Here is a 22,078-nt window from a genome sequence, read left to right as displayed (position 1 = left end):
TCGGGTGTCTCTGGTCTTTTTTGCTTGAAAAAGTGAGTGTGCTGGGGGCAAAAGCCAATATTCATCAGATCCATCAAATGTGATACAATATTGATACTTATGTTTAGATGGAGAAGTAGGTGAAATGTTTGCGTATTTTAGAAAAAGCACCGGCAAAAATTAATCTCTCACTTGATGTTCATGGAAAAAGACCGGATGGATATCACGAAGTGGAGATGGTGATGACAACAATAGATCTTGCAGATCGACTAGAGCTGACGGAGCTGGACAAAGACGAAATCCGTGTATCATCTCATAATCGTTTTGTGCCAGATGATCAACGGAATTTGGCTTATCAGGCAGCTAAATTATTAAAAACAAGATTCGGTATTCAAAAAGGCGTATCGATTGTCATCACAAAAGCAATTCCCGTCGCAGCAGGTTTAGCTGGAGGCAGCAGTGATGCCGCAGCAGCGCTTCGCGGCTTAAACCGTTTGTGGAAGTTAAATCTCACGTTAGATGAACTAGCTGAGCTTGGAGCGGAGATCGGCTCAGATGTCTCTTTTTGTGTACACGGAGGGACAGCGCTAGCGACAGGACGTGGAGAGAAACTAAAGCATATTGCGACACCGCCGCATTGCTGGGTGATTTTAGCGAAGCCGGTGATTGGGGTATCTACAGCTGAGGTCTACAGACAATATGACGCAAGCAAAGTAGAACACCCAAATGTACAGCGTATGATTGAAGCAATTGAAGCGAAAGATTATAAAGAGATGTGCGGCTCACTCGGTAACGTGTTGGAATCTGTGACATTAAAGATGTATCCGGAAGTCGATATGATTAAGAGACAGATGAAGCGTTTCGGAGCAGATGCTGTATTAATGAGCGGCAGCGGGCCAACTGTATTTGGCTTGATTCAATATGAATCGAAGGTACAAAGAATATATAACGGACTGAGAGGATTTTGTGATCAGGTTTACGCTGTCCGCATGATCGGCGAACAAAATACCCTTGATTAAATCCGTATATTAAGTTATATTATTCATAAATTATTCGGGTTCTGGGGGTAAGTTCATGAAGTTTCGTCGAAGCGGCAGATTGGTGGACTTAACAAATTATTTGTTAACCCACCCGCACGTACTAGTACCTTTAACTTTTTTTGCAGAGCGATATCAATCTGCAAAGTCCTCTATTAGTGAAGACTTAACGATTATCAAACAGACCTTCGAACAGCAGGGAATAGGGACTTTACTTACTGTACCTGGCGCTGCTGGCGGAGTGAAATATATTCCAAAGATTCATTTAAAAGAAGCAGACGAAGTCGTAAACGATATCGGAGAGGCATTATCAACTCCTGAACGTGTGCTTCCTGGCGGTTATTTATATTTAACTGATGTTTTAGGAAATCCATCGATTCTTGCGAAAATCGGTAAGCTTTTTGCGACCATTTTTTCGGATCGACCGATTGATGTTGTCATGACTGTTGCGACGAAAGGTATTCCGATTGCCTATTCTGTTGCAGGTTATTTAAATGTGCCTGTTGTGATCGTTAGAAAAGATAATAAGGTAACTGAAGGATCAACTGTGAGTATTAATTATGCATCAGGTTCTTCTAACCGAATTCAAACCATGTCACTTGCAAAGCGAAGCTTAGATAAAGGATCCAATGTGTTGATTATTGATGACTTTATGAAAGCAGGCGGAACCATTAATGGCATGATGAATCTTCTAGAGGAATTTAATGCAAATGTTGCAGGGATCGGTGTTTTATTAGAAGATGAAGGCGTAGATGAACGTCTTGTCGATGAATATGTATCACTTTTAAAGCTTTCAACCATTGATATGAAGCAGAAAATCATTGAGATTAATGAAGGTAATTTCCACGAGTTTTTTCATTCGAAAGCTTAAGTTTTGATCAAACATGTATTTGAATGGGAGAGATTGATATGACAAAAGTTGTTCAAACCAAAAACGCGCCAGCAGCCATTGGACCTTACTCTCAAGGGATTATCGTCAATAACATGTTTTACAGCTCAGGGCAGATTCCATTAACGCCAGCTGGAGATTTTGTGAATGGAGATATTAAAGAACAAACACATCAAGTGTTTCATAATCTTAAAGCCGTCCTTGAAGCAGCGGGTGCTTCCTTTGAAACAGTCGTGAAAGCAACGGTTTTCATTAAAGATATGGAACAATTCGCTGAAGTGAATGAAGTGTACGGTGAATACTTCCATACACATAAGCCAGCTCGTTCATGTGTAGAAGTAGCCAGACTTCCAAAAGATGCACTTGTAGAAATTGAAGTTGTGGCATTAGTGAAATAAACAGACCATCTCTTTGGAGGCCGTTTGGTTTCATTATATGTATGAAAAGGCATCGGCATGATGTCTTTTTTTACGCAACCGATGTAAGCGCCGTCATCAAAATGACAAAAAATGTATAAATATCCCGATATTTCAAAAAAAGTTTAAAAAAAGAGCAGGAGAATCACCACAATCGTTGAATACCTAATTAATGCTTTTATATTGGGAAAAGGTGGTGAACTACTGTGGAAGTTACTGACGTAAGATTACGCCGCGTGAATACCGATGGTCGCATGAGGGCGATTGCATCCATCACGCTGGACCACGAATTTGTTGTTCATGATATTCGTGTGATTGATGGAAACAATGGCTTGTTTGTTGCAATGCCTAGCAAACGTACGCCTGATGGAGAGTTTCGCGACATTGCACATCCAATTAATTCAAGCACTCGGGGTAAAATCCAAGATGCTGTTTTAAATGAGTATCATCGCTTAGGCGAAGAGGAAGAGACAATTGAATATGAAGAAGCTGGAGCTTCTTAAAGATATGTGAACCTAAAAAGACAGCTTTAAGAGAAAATGAATGTTTTCTTTTAAATGCTGTCTTTTTTGCGTTTTTCCTCATGATTCTTTTAAGTTTCAACCATTAGAAAATTAATGTACTTCCTCTTGTATCCTTGAAATCAGTCCTTATTTAGGATATATTTTTCTATGGATAATAGGGATATTGGAGGCCAATCAATGGATAAGCGGTTCGCAGTGATTTTAGCAGCGGGAAAAGGAACAAGAATGAAGTCAAAGTTATACAAAGTACTTCATCCAGTTTGCGGAAAGCCAATGGTCGAGCATGTGGCAGATCAAGCGTTAAAGCTATCTTTAGCCAAGCTTGTGACGATTGTCGGTCATGGAGCTGAGGACGTCAAGGAGCAGCTTGGGGACAGAAGTGAATATGCACTTCAAGAAGAACAGCTGGGAACAGCACATGCCGTCAAACAAGCCAAATCGTTCCTCGCGCAGGAAAAGGGAACAACCATTGTCATTTGTGGAGATACACCATTATTGACAGCGGAAACAATGGAAGCCATGTTAAGCGAGCATCAAAAACAACAAGCGAAAGTGACGATTTTGACAGCACACGCGGATGATCCAACAGGTTATGGACGTATTATTCGTGATGAAACAGGTGCTGTAGTAAAAATCGTCGAGCATAAAGATGCAAATGATGCTGAACGTCAAGTAAATGAAATTAATACTGGAACCTATTGCTTTTCAAATGAAGATCTCTTCCGTGTGATTGAGCAAGTGTCAAATGAAAATGCACAAGGTGAATACTATTTGCCGGATGTCATTGAAATTCTAAAGAATGAAGGACAGACGGTTGCAGCGTATCAAACACCACATTTTGAAGAAACACTTGGAGTCAATGATCGTATCGCTCTATCACAAGCAGAGCAATTCATGAAGCGACGTATTAATCATCAGCATATGAAGAATGGTGTAACCTTGATTGATCCTGAGAACACGTATATCTCGCCCGATGCAGTCATCGGTGAAGATACAATGATTTATCCTGGGACGGTCATCAAAGGGAATGTAAAGATTGGTGCAGATGCCACAATCGGTCCGAACACTGAAATTGTTGATAGCGTAATTGGAGATCGGACAGTCATTAAGCAGTCTGTTGTCTGCGATAGTGAAGTTGGGGTAGATGTGACAATTGGACCGTTTGCTCATATTCGCCCATTGTCGAAAATTGGCGATGAAGTGAAGATCGGGAATTTTGTCGAAATCAAGAAAACAGTTTTCGGTGACCGAAGCAAAGCGTCTCATCTCAGCTATATTGGAGATGCAGAGGTCGGAGCGGATGTAAACCTTGGTTGTGGATCTATTACAGTTAATTATGATGGGAAGAACAAATTCTTAACGAAGATTGAAGATGGCGCATTTATTGGCTGTAATTCAAATCTCGTTGCACCAGTCACTGTCGGAAAAGGGGCATATGTTGCAGCCGGTTCAACGGTTACAGAAGATGTACCGCAGGATGCATTGTCTATTGCTAGAGCAAGACAAGTCAATAAAGAAGATTATGTGAAAAATATTCATAAAAAATAATCCAAATACCCGGAGGTTTACCATGTCTAATCGTTATGCTGATGCGAATTTAAAGATATTCTCTTTGAATTCAAACCCTGAACTTGCCAAAGAAATTGCCGATCGTATCGGAGTTGATGTAGGAAAGAGCTCTGTTAAACGTTTTAGTGACGGTGAAGTCCAAATCAATATTGAAGAAAGTATCCGTGGCTGTGATTGTTATGTTATTCAATCTACTAGTGCGCCAGTCAATGAGCACATTATGGAGCTACTCATTATGGTAGATGCACTAAAACGCGCTTCTGCGAAAACGGTCAATATTGTCATCCCTTATTACGGATATGCACGTCAAGATCGTAAGGCGAAACCTCGTGAGCCAATCACGGCGAAGCTTTTTGCGAACTTACTTGAAACAGCAGGTGCTACACGTGTCATTGCACTTGACCTTCATGCGCCGCAAATCCAAGGTTTCTTTGATATTCCAATCGATAACTTAATGGCTGTGCCAATCTTAACAAACTATTTTGAACAGAAAAACTTGAATGATATCGTTGTTGTGTCTCCTGACCACGGTGGTGTTACGCGTGCGCGCAAAATGGCGGACCGCCTGAAAGCACCAATCGCCATTATCGACAAACGTCGTCCGAAGCCGAACGTGGCTGAAGTGATGAACATCATTGGGAACATTGAAGGCAAAACGGCGATTCTCATCGATGATATCATTGATACAGCTGGTACGATTACACTTGCTGCAAATGCACTTGTGGAAAATGGAGCGGCTGAAGTCTATGCTTGTTGTACTCACCCAGTATTGTCTGGACCAGCAGTAGAACGTATTACAAACTCTAAAATTAAAGAATTAGTTGTGACAAACAGTATTCACTTAACAGATGACAAGAAAGTTGGAAAATTCATTCCGCTTTCAGTTGGGCCTTTGCTTGCAGAAGCCATCATCCGTGTACATGAAGAAGAATCTGTGAGCTACCTTTTCAGCTAATTTTCTGATTGAAAAAGGCCCTAGGCATCAGCTTGGGGTCTTTTTGCTGTGATAAATGAAAGTCAAACATGTTTAAAATGATTCAGTTATGGGTATTTATGAAAGTAGTGACAAAAAAGAAATAGGATGGTGCTGAATATGGCAACTTTAAAAGCAAATAAAAGAACTGATTTCAAACGTTCCACACTGCAAAAAATCCGTCATTCAGGACACGTTCCTGGTGTCATATACGGAAAAAATACAGACAACCTGGCTGTTTCATTAGACAGTATTGATTTATTAAAGACATTACGTGATGAAGGAAAAAACACAATCATCACATTAGACGTTGGCGGTGAAACAAAATCTGTGATGGTAACAGAACTGCAAACAGATCCGTTGAAAAATGAGCTTGTCCACGCTGATTTCCAAGTGGTCGACTTACAGCGAGAAATTGACGCAGATGTACCTGTACAACTCATTGGCGAATCCAAAGGTGTAAAGGATGGCGGTGTGCTTCAGCAGCCACTATTTGAGCTATCCATTACAGCGAAACCAAAGGATATCCCGCAAAATATTGAAGCTGATATTACAAACTTAGAAGTAAATGACGTACTAACAGTTGGTGATCTGACTGTTCAATCTACGTATCAAATTAATAATGATCCAGAAGAAGTTGTTGCTTCGATCTTACCGCCTCAGCAATCAGAGGTTCCTGAGCCAGATAGTGAAGAGGAAACGCAAGAGCCTGAGGCCATTAAAGAAAAAGATGATAGCGAAGAATAACTGGTCAATTAGAGACGTAACCCTCCCGCGGTTACGTCTTTTGTGCTAGAATGAAAAGAATTCATACGTTTTGCATGAGGCAATCACATTGGCTCATTTTTTAGGCGTGTGCATGTGCGACAAAGGAGGTTATTGGTTTCATGATTGCGTTCGTTGGATTGGGTAATCCAGGAAAAGAATATGAAAAAACAAGACATAACGTCGGGTTTATGACAATAGATGAACTATCAAAAAAATGGGACATCCCATTAAATCAATCAAAATTCCATGGACAATATGGAACTGGGTTTGTTTCGGGGCAAAAGGTTCTACTTGTGAAGCCTCTTACATATATGAACTTATCAGGGGAATGTGTGCGTCCGCTGATGGATTACTATGATATTCCCCTTGAACATTTGAAGGTCATCTATGATGATCTTGATTTGCCAACGGGACGGATTCGTTTGCGTACAAAAGGAAGTGCAGGCGGACATAACGGAATCAAATCGTTGATTCAGCATTTAGGTTCACCAGAGTTTGACAGATTCCGTATCGGCATTGGCCGTCCACAAAACGGCATGAAGGTCGTCGATTACGTACTAGGACGCTTCTCAGAGGAAGAACAGCCTGATATCTCATCTGCTATTCAAGCATCTGTTGAAGCTTGTGAAGCGGCTTTAACAAAGCCATTTTTAGAAGTGATGAATGATTTTAACAAGAAGGTATAAGAATGATAAGCAAAGCACATACTGATCATAAAATCTCAGCATGGGAGGATCACGTATGGCTTTGCACTATTACTGCCGGCACTGTGGTGTAAAGGTTGGCAGTCTAGATGAATCCGCTGTCCAAAGTGAAGCACTTGGATTTCATCACTTAACAAATGAGGAAAGAAACGATATGATTTCTTATAGGGAAAATGGTGATTTACATGTACAAACCATTTGTGAGGATTGCCAAGAGGCGCTCGAAAGAAATCCTGATTACCATCAGTATCATACCTTTATTCAATAAAAAGCTTTGGTGTAGATAATAGACCAAAGCGTTTTTCTGTTTTAAACAAGCAGGGAGGAGGAGCCAAATGAAAAATATACAATCATTTATCAAACAAAGTGATGATTTTCAGTCCATTTTTAACGGACTAAAAGAAGGGTTAAAAGAACAGCTGCTCGCCGGACTATCAGGCTCCGTCAGATCTTTATTTACAGCCGCCATATCAGACGAATTAAAGCGGCCGATGTTTATTGTGACACATAACTTATATCAAGCGCAGAAGGTCACAGATGATCTAGCAAGTGTGATGCCAGATCGTTCGGTCCTTCTTTATCCTGTCAATGAACTCATTGCATCTGAAATTGCTGTGGCAAGCCCTGAGCTTAGAGCGCAGCGTCTTGATGTATTGAATCGTCTCGCGAATGGAGAAAATCCGATTGTCGTGACCCCAGCAGCTGCAGTGCGTAGAATGCTTCCTCCTGTAGAGCTCTGGAAGGAGAGTCAGATCCATTTAAAGGTTGGTGAAGAAATTGATTTGGAGGCGTTTTCAAAACAACTCGTGCAAATCGGTTATGACCGGACGTCCATGGTCGCTGCGCCCGGAGACTTTAGTGTGCGCGGAGGAATCATTGACATTTATGCGTTAACGGAAGACCACCCGATCCGTATAGAGCTGTTTGATACAGAAGTGGATTCTATTCGGTCCTTCCACTCTGACACGCAGCGTTCATTGGAAACACTTCAAGAAATCAAGATTGGCCCGGCGAAAGAGCTGATTGTAAGAGGGCCTGAACGAGTGAGAGCGATTGAACAGCTTGACGAAGGTCTTGCCAGTAGCTTAAAGAAATTCAACTCGGATAAACAAAAAGAACTGCTCCATCAGAATATTTCTGCTGATCGTGAGAAGCTGCTAGAAGGTATTGTGACACAAGAAATGACGAAGTATCTGTCCTATTTCTATGAAAAGCCTGCTAGTTTGCTAGATTATACATCGCAGGATACGATTATCATTCTAGATGAAATCAGCAGAATTCAGGAGATGGAAGAACAGCTTGAACAGGAAGAAGCAGATTGGACAATTAGTCTGCTGGAAGAAGGGAATATTCTGCATGATCTAGCCCTTTCCTTCCCATTTCAAGAGCTGTTCAATCAGCAATCGAGATCGATTCTGTACTATTCCTTATTTTTGAGACATGTTCAGCAGACCAATCCGCAAAATATCGTCAATGTATCTAGTAAGCAAATGCAGAATTTCCACGGCCAGATGAATGTGCTTGCAAGTGAAATTGAACGCTACAAAAAGCAGAATTATACGGTTGTCTTTTTAGGTGCGGATGAAGAGCGGACAGAGAAGTTGTCATCTGTCTTGCATGATTATGACATTGAAGCAGCTCTTGCTAAACCTGATGCTGAGCTTGTCAGCGGGCAAGTATATATTTTACAAGGTGAGCTTCAAACCGGTTTTGAACTACCTTTATCCAAAATTGCTGTCATTACAGAGGGTGAACTTTTCAAGAAACGTGTGAAGAAGCAGGCACGTAAGCAAAAGCTGACGAACGCAGAGCGAATCAAAAGCTATTCAGAGCTGCAAGTGGGCGATTATGTGGTGCACATTAACCACGGGATCGGTAAGTATTTAGGAATTGAAACGCTTGAAATTGGCGGCATTCATAAAGATTATTTAAATATTCATTATCAAGGAAGCGATAAGCTTTATGTCCCTGTTGAACAAATTGATCAGGTGCAGAAGTATGTTGGGTCAGAAGGAAAAGAACCAAAGCTATACAAACTAGGCGGTAGCGACTGGAAGCGCGTGAAGAAAAAAGTAGAATCATCTGTGCAGGACATTGCAGATGATCTAATTAAGCTGTACGCAGAACGTGAAGCAAGCAAAGGGTATGCCTTCTCGCCTGACCATGAGATGCAGCGCCAGTTTGAATCTGCATTCCCTTACCAAGAAACAGACGATCAAATTCGCTCGATTCATGAAATCAAGCAAGACATGGAGCGGGAGCGCCCGATGGATCGTCTGCTTTGTGGAGATGTGGGCTATGGAAAAACAGAGGTGGCGATTCGAGCGGCCTTCAAAGCCATTGCTGACGGGAAACAGGTGGCACTGCTTGTACCAACAACGATCTTAGCGCAGCAGCATTTTGACACGATTATGGACAGATTCCAAGACTATCCTGTTAAAATTGCTCAGCTTAGCCGCTTCCGTACACGAAAAGAAACAACAGAAACCTTAAAAGGGCTGAAAAACGGAACGATTGATATGGTCATTGGAACGCATCGTCTTCTTTCAAAAGACATTGTGTACAAGGATTTAGGACTGTTAATTATCGATGAAGAGCAGCGCTTCGGTGTAACGCATAAAGAGAAAATTAAGCAAATGAAAGCCAATATTGATGTGCTGACGTTAACGGCAACACCAATTCCCCGCACGCTTCATATGTCGATGCTTGGCGTACGTGACTTATCTGTTATTGAAACACCACCTGAGAACCGTTTCCCAGTTCAAACCTATGTTGTCGAGTACAATGGTGCGTTAGTTAGAGAAGCCATTGAGCGAGAACTGGCAAGAGGCGGTCAAGTGTACTTCCTTTATAACCGAGTGGAGGATATTGAACGAAAAGCAGATGAAATCTCGATGCTTGTTCCAGACGCAAAAGTAAGCTACGCACACGGGAAAATGAGTGAGAACGAGCTGGAATCCGTGATGATTAATTTCCTAGAAGGTGAATCGGATGTACTCGTCAGTACAACCATTATCGAAACGGGCGTAGACATACCAAATGTGAACACGCTCATTGTTCACGATGCTGATAAAATGGGGCTTTCCCAGCTGTACCAGTTAAGAGGACGAGTTGGGCGCTCGAATCGTGTGGCCTATGCTTATTTCACTTATCGAAAAGACAAAGTGCTTTCTGAAGTTGCAGAGAAAAGGCTTCAAGCCATTAAAGAATTCACCGAGCTCGGATCAGGCTTTAAGATTGCGATGCGTGACTTAACGATTCGAGGAGCAGGAAATTTACTTGGTGCACAGCAGCATGGATTTATTGATTCTGTTGGATTCGACCTTTACTCTCAAATGCTGAAAGAAGCCATTGAAGAAAGAAGAGGCGATACGACTGCTCAAGAAAAATTTGAGCCGGAAATTGATCTCCAAATTGATGCCTACATTCCAGATACTTATATTTCTGACGGCAAGCAAAAAATCGAGATGTATAAACAGTTTAGAGCGATTGGATCTATAGAAGAGCGGAAAGAGCTTCAAGATGAAATGATTGACCGATTCGGAGAATATCCGCAAGAAGTGGCTGATTTGTTCACGATTGCGACGATGAAGGTGTACGCTGTGCAGGAACGTGTCGAGTTGATCAAGATGGAGAAAGGCATTGTCAGACTCACTCTCGATGAAAAAGCTAGCAGCGACATCGATGGTCAAAAATTATTTGAGCTTGGCAGTCAATATGGACGTGATATCGGTCTTGGCATGGAAGGCAGCAAGCTGATTATTTCTGTCCAAACAAAAGGCAAGAAAACGGAGGAGTGGCTTGAAGTCGTTCTTCGTATGCTTCGAGGTCTTCAAGATGTGAAAAAAGAAACCATTCCATCTTCATAAAATTTTGTTGGTCTCTCGTGTATATTACGTTTGATGTGACGGATACTAATCTCAGGGTCAAGTGGTGAATGTTGCATAAAGTGGACGCTTTTGTTCCATTCACCCAACACATCATCAAACGAAAGAGAGGCAGCAGTGAATGAAAGCAACTGGAATTGTACGCCGCATCGATGATCTAGGTAGAGTGGTTATACCGAAGGAGATTCGCAGAACATTGCGCATCCGGGAAGGAGATCCGCTTGAGATTTTCGTCGACCGCGATGGAGAAGTGATTTTGAAGAAGTATTCACCGATTAGTGAGCTAGGAGACTTTGCGAAGGAATATGCTGATGCTTTATTCGACAGTTTGGGTCATTCTATCCTCATCTGTGATCGTGATACGTATATTGCTGTATCCGGCAGTTCAAAAAAAGAGTACTTAAACAAATCCATTAGTGATTTACTTGAACGAACTATGGATCAGCGTAATTCTGTATTAGAGGACAGCAAGAAAGAAATTCAGCTTGTGGATGGTATTGATGATGATGTATCAGCTTATACCATTGCACCTATTGTTGCAAACGGAGATCCAATTGGCGCCGTCGTCTTATTTTCTAAAGAGCGTTCAATGGGAGAAGTGGAGCATAAAGCGGCAGAAACGGCAGCTGGCTTCTTAGCCCGTCAAATGGAACATTAGGTCTAATAATTCTATATCATTTTGATAAAACGAAAGAATGCCGATGAGATCATCTGATTTTGTCGGCGTTTTTTATATGGGATGAAACAAAACAATGAATGTATCGTCTACTCCTTAGAAAGAAACGGCTTGCCAGTCACGTATGATATAATGAGTGCGTTTAAATGTAGGTATATTTTTTGATTGAACATAAAGGAGTCATCCATGAAAAATGCTGTGAATCAGCCGCATTGGCTTTTCCAAGGTGCGGTGATTTTAACCATCGCAGGCTTGTTATCAAAGGTACTGAGTGCCGTATATCGTGTCCCTTTTCAAAATATCGTAGGAGACACAGGTTTTTATATTTATCAGCAGGTCTATCCCTTTCTTGGCATTGCGATCATGCTCGGCACCACTGGTTTTCCTGTAATGGTGTCCAAGCTTCTGAGCGAGCATGGTGAGGAGAATCGCCGAATCATTACAAAGGTATCCTTGGTGTATATCACTTTGCTGAGCTTGGCCTTATTTCTTTGTTTATACATAGGAGCAGGCACAATTGCGAATCTCATGGCGGACAGTCAATTAATGTTGCTCATCCAGATGAGTTCGTTTGTGTTTTTATTTCTGCCGCTTACCGTGATGCTGAGGGGTGTTTTTCAGAGTGATGGGCTGATGCTCCCCACTGCGGTCTCTCAATTGGCTGAGCAACTCATCAGAGTAAGCGTCCTGCTTGTTTTATCTTTCTATTTTGTGAGACATAGCTATTCGCTTTATGAAACAGGAGCGGGTGCGGTGTTCTCTTCTATAGCTGGAAGTGCGGCTTCACTCATTTTGCTTCTTTTCCTTTGGCTGACCTATCGGAAGCGGTCGGCAGCGAGCAAGACATTAAAACAGGCTACACTGCGGAAAAAAGATGTGCTGAAGAGTTTGGTGCTGTATACATTGACGATTTGTGTGAGTGGATTGCTGATCCTATGGATGCAAATGATCGATGCTTTTCACTTGTATGCGCTACTGCGCAGTGAGGGACTGAGTGAAGCAGCTGCAAAGGCGGCAAAAGGCGTATATGACCGAGGTCAGCCGTTCCTGCAGCTCGGGACGGTGTTTGCAATTAGTATCGGGACGTCTCTTGTTCCGTTTTTGTCGTCGGCCTTAAGAAAAGGGCAGCATGAAGCAATTCGTGAAAAAGTACGTACATCGTTTAAGGCAACATCGGTGCTGGGGATTGGTTCAGCTGTCGGTCTTATATGTATTTTATCGTCTGTGAACATCATGCTTTTTCGTAATGACTTAGGGACAGATGCGCTGCAAATATTTTGCATATCCATTGCCTTTACATCAATGGCGATTACGCAAACCGCTTTACTTCAGGGTCTGGGACATACCGTGTACCCAGCTGTTGTGGTCCTGATCAGTGTACTGGTGAAATGGGGGCTGACGCTGGCTCTTGTCCCGTTATTCGGCATTTATGGAGCCGCATGGTCGACTGTTTGTGGGTTTCTCGCCGCCGCTGCGCTCAATGCGGTGTATTTGAAGCATAAAGGGTGGATTTCAATAAGAGAGCTATTCCCAGTGAAAATTCTTTTATCAGCAGCATTCATGGCTGTCGTTTTAATTGGATATCAGGCATTGTTTTCTTGGGTCATTCCCTTTGAGAAACGTCCGTTTTCTGTTTTAGAGAGCCTGACTTCAGTTTTTATTGGTGGTTTCGCCTTTTTATATAGTATTCTTAAGCTAGACGTATTTACGGAAGAGGAATGGAGACTCATTCCATTAGGAGAAAAGATTTTATATTTTAAACAGATGAGAGGGAATCGAAATGGCAGGTAAGATTACAGTCGTTGGTCTTGGGGCAGGCGACATGGATCAGCTGACGCTCGGTGTATATAAGCAGCTGAAGCAGGCGAAAGAAGTATACATGAGAACGCAGGATCATCCACTCACCGCAGAATTGATGCAGGAGGTCCCGTCTCTGACCTTTTTTGATGAGATTTATGAAAAGCATGATCAGTTTGATGCAGTGTATGAGGAAATCACAGACATTCTCTTCCGAGAGGCTGAGGAGAAAGATATTGTGTATGCAGTACCAGGTCACCCGTTTGTGGCGGAAAAGACAGTGCAGCTTCTTGTTTCACAACAGAAGAAGCGCGGGGTTGAGGTGTACGTGGCTGGTGGACAAAGCTTTTTGGATGCGACGTTTAATTCCTTACAGATTGACCCAATCGAAGGGCTTCAATTCGTTGACGCAGGGGATATGAGAGCGGATGATCTGAAGTTGACCCAGCATGTGCTGATCTGTCAGGTATATGATCAGATGACAGCCTCGAATGTGAAGCTGACCCTCATGGAAAAGCTACCTGACGATTATGAAGTCTTTATCGTAACGGCAGCTGGAAGCAGTCAGGAGCAGATTACAGGTGTTCCTTTATTTGAACTTGATCGAGATGTGTCGATAAATAACTTAACGAGTGTTTATGTACCTCCCATTCAAGATGAAAAGCTGCTCTATCAGCAATTTGACACTTTCCGCGAAGTCATTCGTATATTAAGAGGTCCTGGCGGCTGTCCTTGGGATCAAAAACAAACGAATGAGTCGCTCAAACCATATTTAATTGAAGAATGTTATGAGCTGCTGGAAGCCATAGATGAAGACGATCCAGATCATATGGTTGAAGAACTCGGAGATGTACTGCTGCAAGTTTTACTCCATGCCCAAATTGGTGAAGATGATGGTTATTTCTCAATGGATGACGTCATCCAGCATGTCACAGAAAAAATGATTCGACGACATCCGCATGTGTTTGGTGATACGGATGTGTCTGAAGCATCAGATGTCGTCGCCAACTGGGAAAAAATCAAGCAGCAGGAAAAACCGGAGCGTGCAGCATCTATTTTGCAATCCATTCCAACGACTCTTCCAGCTTTAACAAAAGCCTATAAGCTCCAAAAGAAAGCAGCAAAAGTGGGCTTCGACTGGACAGAAGTAGAGGATATTTGGAACAAATACGAAGAAGAAAAGCAGGAATTCCTTGTGGAAGTGGCAGATAAGACGGATGAAGGTGCAACAAAGCAAATGAAGGATGAATTTGGGGATCTTTTGTTTGTTCTCGTCAACATTGGAAGATTTTATCATCTAGAGCCTGAAACCGCCCTCTCTTCTGCAAACACAAAATTTATGCGGCGCTTTCAGCATATTGAACAAAAAGCAAAGGACATAGGGCGTTCACTAGAGGACTTGACCTTAGAAGAAATGGACGATCTGTGGAACGATGCCAAACGTATAGAAAGAGGTGAACATACATGAGACTAGATAAATTCTTAAAAGTGTCTCGTCTAATTAAAAGAAGAACATTGGCAAAAGAAGTAGCTGATCAAGGGAGAATTTCCATTAATGGCACGCAGGCGAAAGCCAGCTCTGACGTGAAAGAAGGGGACGAGCTTCAAATTCGCTTTGGCCAAAAGCTTGTGACTGTTCAAGTCAACGAGTTAAAAGACACAACGAAAAAAGAAGAAGCTGCTGGCATGTATACCGTGCTAAAAGAAGAGAAAACAGCAGAATAGGGCTTGTTCTAAATGTCCCGCCTGTCACATACAATGCAGTAACAATGCAAGTATGAGATATGGGGGATGTATAAATGAATCAATATTATAATCAACCTCAAGGCACGAAGTTGTCATCAGAAGCCGAGCATCATGTCACAATGCGCAACAGAAAGCATTTAGATATTACCGGGGTCAAACAAGTCGAGAGCTTTGATAATGAAGAATTTCTGCTTGAGACTGTCATGGGAGTCCTCGCCATTCGCGGAGAAAATCTGCAAATGAAAAACTTAGATGTAGAAAAGGGCGTTGTGTCCATTAAAGGGCGTGTCTTTGACTTAATCTATGTAGATGAGCAGCACGGGGAGAAAGCTAAAGGATTTTTTAGCAAGCTGTTTAAATGACACTGACGGTCCAGTTTTATACGATGCTTTCGATGGCGGCGATGGGCATCTGGCTGGGCGCATCGCTGGATACGTACAAGCTGTTTGTGAACCGGGAAAAAACAGCAAAATGGCTGCTGGTCATTCACGACCTCCTTTTTTGGGTGGTGCAGGGTCTCTTATTCTTTTATGTCCTGCTGCTGACCAATGAGGGAGAATTCAGGCTTTATATTTTTCTAGCTGTTGCTTTAGGTTTCTCGATGTACCAGGCATTGATGAAACAGCTGTATATGAACATCCTCAAGTTTGTAATGAGGTGTATTTATCAGACTGTTCTCGTCCTGAAAAGGCTGATCATGTCGATGGTTTTCCAGCCCATTCGCTGGATCGTCGGTTTGATCATAAGTGCTCTTCTGTTCTTGTTCCACTCGCTCTTACGCCTTGTTCGTTTTGCGTTTCGACTCGTGTGGAAGGTGCTGTATATTGTTTGTTATCCGCTTATTTGGTTACTCAATGTGACCATTATTCATCGAATTCCCGAAAAATGGCGAACATCAATGAGGTTGTTTTTCTCAAAAGGAGCAGGAATTTTACAAGGGATCAAGAAATTATCTCGTACCATGAAAACGAAATGGAAACAATTCTGGACAAAGTAAGAGAGGAGGCCTTCATCCTTGAACGAGAGAAAAAGAAATATCGCACAAATTCAAAATGATTATCAAAAACAAATGGAACAGCAAGCGCAGCGCCTAAAACGCAAACGCCGGGGACTCCTTAGAAGGCTTACCGTGTTTGGAGTCATTGTGCTCATGTTTGCTGTTTTGGTAACAAGTGCCCTCTGGTCGCAATCGTCTGCATTGAAAGAAAAAGAAGAGAAGAAGGTTGCGCTTGAAAAAGAATTGAAGCAATTACAAACAAAGCAGGAAGATATTTCTGATGAAATCAAAAAGCTGAAAAGCAAAGAATACGTACTCGAACTGGCACGACGGGACTATTATATGTCTAAAAAAGGCGAAAAAATCTTTGATGTGGGCAATAAGAGCGATTAGCCTTGTTGACACTTAAAATTCAGTTTATGTATAATTGAACAAATGAGATTTTTTTATAAGTCTAAGGAGGAGCACTTTTTTTATGTCGATTGAAGTTGGCAGCAAGTTACAAGGGAAAGTTACGGGCATTACAAATTTTGGAGCTTTTGTGGAGTTGCCAGGCGGTTCAACTGGTCTCGTTCATATCAGTGAGGTAGCCGATAACTATGTAAAAGATATTAATGAGCATTTAAAAGTCGGTGAACAAGTTGAAGTGAAAGTGATTAACGTTGAAAAAGACGGTAAAATCGGCTTGTCCATTAAAAAAGCAAAAGATCGTCCTCAACAACAACAATCAAGACCGAGCAGAAATGATTTCCGTCCGAAGGAATCGTTTGAGCAAAAAATGAACAAATTCTTAAAAGATAGCGAAGATCGCTTAACATCTTTAAAACGTAACACGGAATCAAAACGTGGGGGGCGCGGAGCAAGAAGAGGTTAACTTGTTGCTGCTTTCTATATATTTTTCACAACAAAGCATCTGCTGTTTAGCGGGTGCTTTTTTTAATACAAATTCAACGTTTTTTGTGCATTTGCCATTTAATTTAAAACTTTCTATTGACGGACAAGCTAATCCTTTGTATTATAGTTCTTGTGCTTCTTAGCGCATTTTACATTTTCCCGACCATCTTTTATGGGGCCTTAGCTCAGCTGGGAGAGCGCCTGCCTTGCACGCAGGAGGTCAGCGGTTCGATCCCGCTAGGCTCCACTTTTTAAAAGATTATTTTATATCATGGCGGTGTAGCTCAGCTGGCTAGAGCGTACGGTTCATACCCGTGAGGTCGGGGGTTCGATCCCCTCCGCCGCTATCCTTTTAAAAAGAACAATAAGCAACTAGGCTCCACTTTTTAAAAGATTATTTTATATCATGGCGGTGTAGCTCAGCTGGCTAGAGCGTACGGTTCATACCCGTGAGGTCGGGGGTTCGATCCCCTCCGCCGCTATAAAGGACCTTTAGCTCAGTTGGTTAGAGCAGACGGCTCATAACCGTCCGGTCGTAGGTTCGAGTCCTACAAGGTCCACCATCTATACGGAGGAATACCCAAGTCCGGCTGAAGGGATCGGTCTTGAAAACTGACAGGGGTGTCAAAGCCCGCGGGGGTTCGAATCCCTCTTCCTCCGCCATATTTTTAAAAAATGATATCAGGTAACACGGGTTCGAATCCCGTACGGGTCATCTTCAAAACAGCTTTCTACAGGAAAGCTGTTTTTTTGTGCTTTCGTAAAATTCTGATGAAAGACATCGACTTTCAAGAAAGTATGCCTTTTTGGTAAATAAAGCGTCGAACGTTTTATGGAAACGACAACTTCTTTTGACAAAATTTCTTTTTCACCTTCGCTATAATGACAAGCAACGAATATCAGGTGGGGGATGAAAAGATGGAAAAACTAGAAAGAAGAACTGATTTAACGGGAGCCGGGTTTGAAAGAATCAGTGCAGGGTTAAAAAAGATGAAAAACCTGTTTCTTCATCATACGCATTCTCTTTTTTTCTATAAAGGGTTTATTTATGTTGTTCTGGGCTTTTTATTGGGACGAGCCTTTATCTTATCTGAAATTATGCCGTTTGCATTGCCTTTCTTTGGGTCCATGCTGCTCATTAAAAGGGATAAAGCGATGCTTGCTTGTCTTGCTTTACTCGCTGGGGCGATGACGATATCACCTCAAAATGCATTATTCGTATTTGCGTCATTGATCGTGTTCCTCCTCATGTCAAAGGTCGTTTCTTTTATCATCAAAGACCCGGTGAAAACATTACCGGTTGTGATTGTGCTCTCAATGCTGATGACGAGGGGAGCTTTTGTATACCTCGAGCAGGGTGCGGTTCAAAGCTATGACTATGTGATGGCAGGGGTTGAAGCTGGACTTGCCTTCATTTTGACACTGATTTTTCTTCAAAGTTTGCCGATTTTTACAGTCAGGAAAATCAAACACTCCTTAAAGGTTGAAGAAATTATTTGCTTTATGATATTAATCGCTTCAGTTTTAACAGGTCTGGCTGGGATCACATTTCAAGGAATGCAGGCAGAGCATATTTTGTCACGATATGTAGTGCTGAGCTTTGCCTTTATTGGAGGAGCGAGTATTGGTTGTACAGTGGGTGTTGTAACTGGATTAATTCTTGGTCTCGCCAACATCGGCAACCTTTATCAGATGAGTCTGCTTGCCTTTTCGGGCTTATTAGGCGGATTACTAAAAGAGGGGAAAAAAGCAGGAGCCGCCATCGGCTTGATTGTGGGTTCTTTACTAATCTCCCTCTACGGTGAAGGGTCAGCAGGGCTAATGACCACGCTATATGAATCACTCATCGCAGTTGCACTGTTTTTGCTCACGCCACAGTCAGTAACGTCCAAGGTGGCAAAATATATTCCTGGTACGGTAGAGCATGTACAGGAACAGCAGCAATATGCCAGAAAAGTACGAGACGTGACAGCAAAAAAGGTAGATCAATTCTCTAATGTATTTCATGCGCTGTCTGAGAGTTTTGCGACATTTTACGAATCCATTCCTGAGGAGAAGAAGCAGGAAGAGGATGTAGATCTTTTTTTAAGTACGATCACAGAACGTTCCTGTCAAACGTGCTATAAGAAAAATAAATGCTGGGTGCAGAACTTTGATACAACCTATGAACTCATGAAACAAGTTATGCATGAATCTGATGAAAAAACGTACGAGCATAACCGGAAGTTGAAAAAGAAGTTCAGTCAGCACTGCTCAAAATCAAAGCATGTAGAAGAATTGATTGAAGAGGAGATAGCTTACTATAAAGCAAACCAGACCTTAAAGAAAAAGGTCCAAGACAGCAGGCGCCTTGTGGCCGAACAACTTATGGGTGTCTCACAAGTCATGGAGGATTTTTCCCGGGAAATAAAACGAGAAAGAGAGCAGCATTTTATTCAGGAAGAGCAGATGATAGAAGCACTTCAGAACTTTGGAATTGAAATTCAGCAAGTTGAAATTTATAGCTTAGAACAGGGAAATGTTGATATAGAGATGAGAATTCCCTATTGCCAAGGTCATGGGGAATGCGAAAAAATCATCGCTCCAATGCTCTCGGATATTTTAGAAGAACAAGTTTTAGTCAAAGCAGAGCAGTGTGCGGAGCATCCAACAGGTTATTGTCATGTTGTATTCGGTTCTGCAAAATCGTATCGAGTGTCTACAGGTGTAGCACATGCAGCGAAAGGTGGAGGATTAGTATCTGGAGACAGCTACAGCATGATGGAGCTGGGTGCAGGTAAATATGCCGCAGCTATTAGTGATGGGATGGGAAATGGAGCAAGAGCCCATTTTGAAAGCAATGAAACGATCAAGTTGTTAGAAAAAATTTTGGCGTCTGGTATTGATGAAAAAGTAGCGATTAAAACAATTAATAGCATTTTATCTTTACGGACAACAGATGAAATCTATTCCACATTAGACTTATCCATCATTGATTTACAGGATGCGAGCTGTAAGTTCCTCAAGATTGGCTCCACTCCAAGTTTTATTAAACGTGGTGATCAAGTGATGAAGGTACAGGCCAGCAACTTGCCTATTGGCATTATTGATGAATTTGAAGTAGAAGTGGTGAGTGAACAGATGAAGGCAGGAGATCTCCTTATCATGATGAGCGACGGTATCTTTGAAGGACCAAAGCATATCGAAAATCATGATTTGTGGGTCAAACGAAAAATGAAGAGCTTTAAAACAGAAGATCCGCAAGAGATTGCTGATTTATTAATGGAGGAGGTCATTCGCACAAGAGCAGGTCAAATTGATGACGATATGACGGTTGTCGTCATTAGGATCGACCACAATACACCAAAATGGGCATCCATTCCGACAGGTACATTCTATCTTCAGAAACAAGAGATTTCTTGAAATATCGTATAATATGAATTTCTTCTGGCGATGATGGGGATATAAGCATTCAGTTACAATCCCAGGAGGAATGAAGATGCGAAAAGGTCACGTAAACCAAATCTTACTGATTACAGATGGCTGCTCAAATCATGGGGAAGACCCACTTGCGATTGCCGCATTGGCAAAGGAGCAAGGGATCACAGTCAATGTCATTGGCATTATGGAAGAGAACAGACACGATCATGAAGCGATGAAAGAAGTAGAGGGGATTGCTCTAGCAGGCGGAGGCATTCATCAGGTTGTCTACGTTCAGCAATTGTCTCAAACCGTACAAATGGTGACAAAAAAGGCGATGACGCAAACGTTACAAGGTGTTGTGAATAAAGAATTGCAGCAAATTCTTGGCAAAGATACTGAAATTGAAGAGCTTCCCCCAGATAAGCGTGGAGAAGTGATGGAGGTTGTGGACGAGCTTGGTGAGACGGTTCATCTTCAAGTGCTTGTGCTTGTGGATACGAGTGCAAGTATGAAACCGAAGTTGCCAACGGTCAAAGAAGCACTCATCGATCTATCTATTAGTCTAAATTCGAGAATTGGTGAAAATCAGTTTGGGATGTGTGTATTTCCCGGGAAAAACTCAGATGCAGAAATTGTGTTGAACTGGACGCCTCGGTTCGATTCGTTATCATCGATTTTCCCGAAGCTGACAACAGGAGGAATTACACCGACTGGACCAGCAATTCGAGAAGCACTCCAGCATTTCAAATCAGTTCGTTCACGAAAAGGGCTGCTTGAAGCGAAGGAAGAACATGATGAATTCGGCTTCTAACATCCCATTAGGTACAATGATAAAAGGAAAATGGCATCACCAACATTACCGCATTGTAAAAGAGCTGGGAAAAGGGGCGAACGGTGTGGTCTATCTGGCCGAATCGCCAAAGGGGCAAGTGGCCCTTAAAGTGAGTGATGACAGTATGCTCATTGCATCTGAAGTCAATGTATTAAAATCCTTTTCAAAGGCTCCTGTGAAAACCATGGGGCCTTCTTTTTATGATATGGATGATGCTCTTTATCCTGGTATGTCAGAGAAACGGTCGTTTTATGTCATGGAGTATGTCAGAGGACCATTGCTGCTTGAATTTGTGAAACAAAAAGGCGATGAATGGATCGTCGTTCTCATGATTCAACTGTTGTCTAACCTTGCTCACTTACATAAGGAAGGCTGGATCTTCGGTGACTTGAAGCCTGATAATCTCATCGTTTCAGGCCCCCCAGCTACGATTCGATGTATTGATGTTGGAGGAACAACGAAGGCAGGAAGGGCGATTAAGGAATACACCGAGTTTTTTGACCGCGGCTACTGGGGCTTCGGTACAAGAAAAGCAGAACCTTCTTATGATTTATTTGCTTTAAGTATGGTCATGGTGAACTGTGCCTATAAAAAAGAATTTAAAAAAGGGGCAGAACCAGAAAAACAGCTTTATCGAGCGATTGAAGGACATCCTTTATTAAAGCGATATGAGAGGGTGTTAAAAGCGGCTCTCCAAGGCAAATATCAATCAGCGGCAGACATGAAAAGCGCGATGCTGAAAGAAGGACAATTGCTTGCTTCAAGAAAATCACGACAAAAGAAGCCATCACAGCAAAATAGGCAAAAGCCAGCTGTTCCCCAACATCAACAGGTCGCACCTTCACGATCAAGAGTTGCTGCTGCGAAAAGAACATCGGTACGCAAAAAATCAGGCGGTCTTTTTGAAACCATTCTCATCTTATGCAGTGTGCTCGCTCTTTACTGTGCCTATGTGGTTTTATTCCTATTATAGAGCTGTAAAAAAGCA

Annotated in this window: 21 protein-coding genes and 5 tRNA genes; all 26 read left to right on the top strand. The window is 42.1% G+C overall.

Annotated features, from left to right (window positions below; genetic code table 11):
* The first annotated feature begins 128 nt into the window (after positions 1-128).
* The 26 genes from ispE to BA79_RS16680 all read left to right on the top strand — a co-directional run bounded on the left by ispE (position 129) and on the right by BA79_RS16680 (position 22,063).
* Positions 129-998, top strand: coding sequence for a 4-(cytidine 5'-diphospho)-2-C-methyl-D-erythritol kinase (ispE, locus tag BA79_RS16805; protein WP_017359321.1), 870 nt, complete (start codon positions 129-131; stop codon positions 996-998).
* 55 nt (positions 999-1,053) lie between these two features.
* Entirely contained in the window at positions 1,054-1,887 is an 834-nt protein-coding gene (gene purR, locus BA79_RS16800) for a pur operon repressor (protein ID WP_007496210.1), read from the top strand.
* A 38-nt stretch (positions 1,888-1,925) separates the two neighbouring features.
* The gene (ridA, locus tag BA79_RS16795) at positions 1,926-2,303 is read left to right on the top strand and encodes a 2-iminobutanoate/2-iminopropanoate deaminase (RefSeq protein WP_008341860.1); all 378 of its coding nucleotides are present in this window, start codon (positions 1,926-1,928) and stop codon (positions 2,301-2,303) included.
* Positions 2,304-2,527: 224 nt separating this feature from the next.
* Entirely contained in the window at positions 2,528-2,824 is a 297-nt protein-coding gene (gene spoVG, locus BA79_RS16790; RefSeq protein WP_008357439.1) for a septation regulator SpoVG, read from the top strand.
* Positions 2,825-3,022: 198 nt separating this feature from the next.
* Positions 3,023-4,393 (top strand): bifunctional UDP-N-acetylglucosamine diphosphorylase/glucosamine-1-phosphate N-acetyltransferase GlmU, encoded by a 1,371-nt coding sequence (gene glmU, locus BA79_RS16785; protein WP_035704071.1) that lies wholly within the window; start codon positions 3,023-3,025, stop codon positions 4,391-4,393.
* Between the two features lie 22 nt (positions 4,394-4,415).
* A complete protein-coding gene (locus BA79_RS16780) occupies positions 4,416-5,369 on the top strand; it encodes a ribose-phosphate diphosphokinase (protein ID WP_003217907.1) in 954 nt (317 codons plus the stop codon).
* A 138-nt stretch (positions 5,370-5,507) separates the two neighbouring features.
* Positions 5,508-6,134, top strand: a complete 627-nt coding sequence (locus tag BA79_RS16775; protein WP_017359319.1) for a 50S ribosomal protein L25/general stress protein Ctc — start codon at positions 5,508-5,510, stop codon at positions 6,132-6,134.
* Positions 6,135-6,274: 140 nt separating this feature from the next.
* A complete protein-coding gene (gene pth / locus BA79_RS16770; protein ID WP_007496201.1) occupies positions 6,275-6,841 on the top strand; it encodes an aminoacyl-tRNA hydrolase in 567 nt (188 codons plus the stop codon).
* Between the two features lie 55 nt (positions 6,842-6,896).
* A complete protein-coding gene (fin, locus tag BA79_RS16765; RefSeq protein ID WP_003217967.1) occupies positions 6,897-7,127 on the top strand; it encodes an anti-sigma-F factor Fin in 231 nt (76 codons plus the stop codon).
* Between the two features lie 67 nt (positions 7,128-7,194).
* A complete protein-coding gene (gene mfd / locus BA79_RS16760; protein ID WP_035704068.1) occupies positions 7,195-10,728 on the top strand; it encodes a transcription-repair coupling factor in 3,534 nt (1,177 codons plus the stop codon).
* A gap of 139 nt (positions 10,729-10,867) precedes the next feature.
* Entirely contained in the window at positions 10,868-11,404 is a 537-nt protein-coding gene (gene spoVT / locus BA79_RS16755; RefSeq protein WP_007496196.1) for a stage V sporulation protein T, read from the top strand.
* Between the two features lie 204 nt (positions 11,405-11,608).
* Positions 11,609-13,213 carry a putative polysaccharide biosynthesis protein gene (locus BA79_RS16750; protein ID WP_035704066.1) on the top strand — a complete coding sequence of 535 codons (1,605 nt, stop codon included), beginning with the start codon at positions 11,609-11,611 and terminating at the stop codon, positions 13,211-13,213.
* Positions 13,203-14,687, top strand: coding sequence for a bifunctional methyltransferase/pyrophosphohydrolase YabN (gene yabN / locus BA79_RS16745; protein ID WP_035704064.1), 1,485 nt, complete (start codon positions 13,203-13,205; stop codon positions 14,685-14,687). Before BA79_RS16750 ends, yabN begins: the two co-directional genes overlap by 11 nt.
* Positions 14,684-14,944 carry an RNA-binding S4 domain-containing protein gene (locus tag BA79_RS16740; protein ID WP_008341839.1) on the top strand — a complete coding sequence of 87 codons (261 nt, stop codon included), beginning with the start codon at positions 14,684-14,686 and terminating at the stop codon, positions 14,942-14,944. Before yabN ends, BA79_RS16740 begins: the two co-directional genes overlap by 4 nt.
* Positions 14,945-15,018: 74 nt before the next feature.
* On the top strand, positions 15,019-15,327 hold the full coding sequence (gene yabP, locus BA79_RS16735; RefSeq protein WP_007496190.1) for a sporulation protein YabP: 309 nt from the start codon (positions 15,019-15,021) through the stop codon (positions 15,325-15,327).
* A complete protein-coding gene (gene yabQ, locus BA79_RS16730) occupies positions 15,324-15,962 on the top strand; it encodes a spore cortex biosynthesis protein YabQ (RefSeq protein ID WP_017359315.1) in 639 nt (212 codons plus the stop codon). The genes yabP and yabQ overlap by 4 nt, the downstream gene beginning before the upstream one ends.
* Before the next feature lie 18 nt (positions 15,963-15,980).
* On the top strand, positions 15,981-16,355 hold the full coding sequence (locus BA79_RS16725) for an FtsB family cell division protein (RefSeq protein ID WP_007496186.1): 375 nt from the start codon (positions 15,981-15,983) through the stop codon (positions 16,353-16,355).
* 82 nt (positions 16,356-16,437) lie between these two features.
* A complete protein-coding gene (locus BA79_RS16720; protein WP_003217901.1) occupies positions 16,438-16,836 on the top strand; it encodes a S1 domain-containing RNA-binding protein in 399 nt (132 codons plus the stop codon).
* Positions 16,837-17,030: 194 nt separating this feature from the next.
* Positions 17,031-17,103: transfer RNA gene (locus BA79_RS16715), tRNA-Ala, on the top strand.
* Between the two features lie 26 nt (positions 17,104-17,129).
* Positions 17,130-17,203, top strand: a tRNA-Met gene (locus tag BA79_RS16710).
* 61 nt (positions 17,204-17,264) lie between these two features.
* A tRNA-Met gene (locus tag BA79_RS16705) sits at positions 17,265-17,338 on the top strand.
* 4 nt (positions 17,339-17,342) lie between these two features.
* Positions 17,343-17,419, top strand: a tRNA-Ile gene (locus BA79_RS16700).
* A 7-nt stretch (positions 17,420-17,426) separates the two neighbouring features.
* A tRNA-Ser gene (locus BA79_RS16695) sits at positions 17,427-17,519 on the top strand.
* Positions 17,520-17,774: 255 nt separating this feature from the next.
* Positions 17,775-20,258 (top strand): stage II sporulation protein E, encoded by a 2,484-nt coding sequence (gene spoIIE, locus BA79_RS16690; RefSeq protein ID WP_035704062.1) that lies wholly within the window; start codon positions 17,775-17,777, stop codon positions 20,256-20,258.
* 76 nt (positions 20,259-20,334) lie between these two features.
* Entirely contained in the window at positions 20,335-21,069 is a 735-nt protein-coding gene (locus BA79_RS16685; protein ID WP_008341829.1) for a vWA domain-containing protein, read from the top strand.
* Entirely contained in the window at positions 21,053-22,063 is a 1,011-nt protein-coding gene (locus BA79_RS16680; protein WP_081298187.1) for a protein kinase domain-containing protein, read from the top strand. The genes BA79_RS16685 and BA79_RS16680 overlap by 17 nt, the downstream gene beginning before the upstream one ends.
* The last annotated feature ends 15 nt before the right edge of the window (positions 22,064-22,078 follow it).

This window comes from Bacillus altitudinis 41KF2b, from assembly GCF_000691145.1.
In the GTDB taxonomy this organism is placed as follows: domain Bacteria; phylum Bacillota; class Bacilli; order Bacillales; family Bacillaceae; genus Bacillus; species Bacillus altitudinis.
This window is presented reverse-complemented; position numbering and strand designations above follow the sequence as displayed.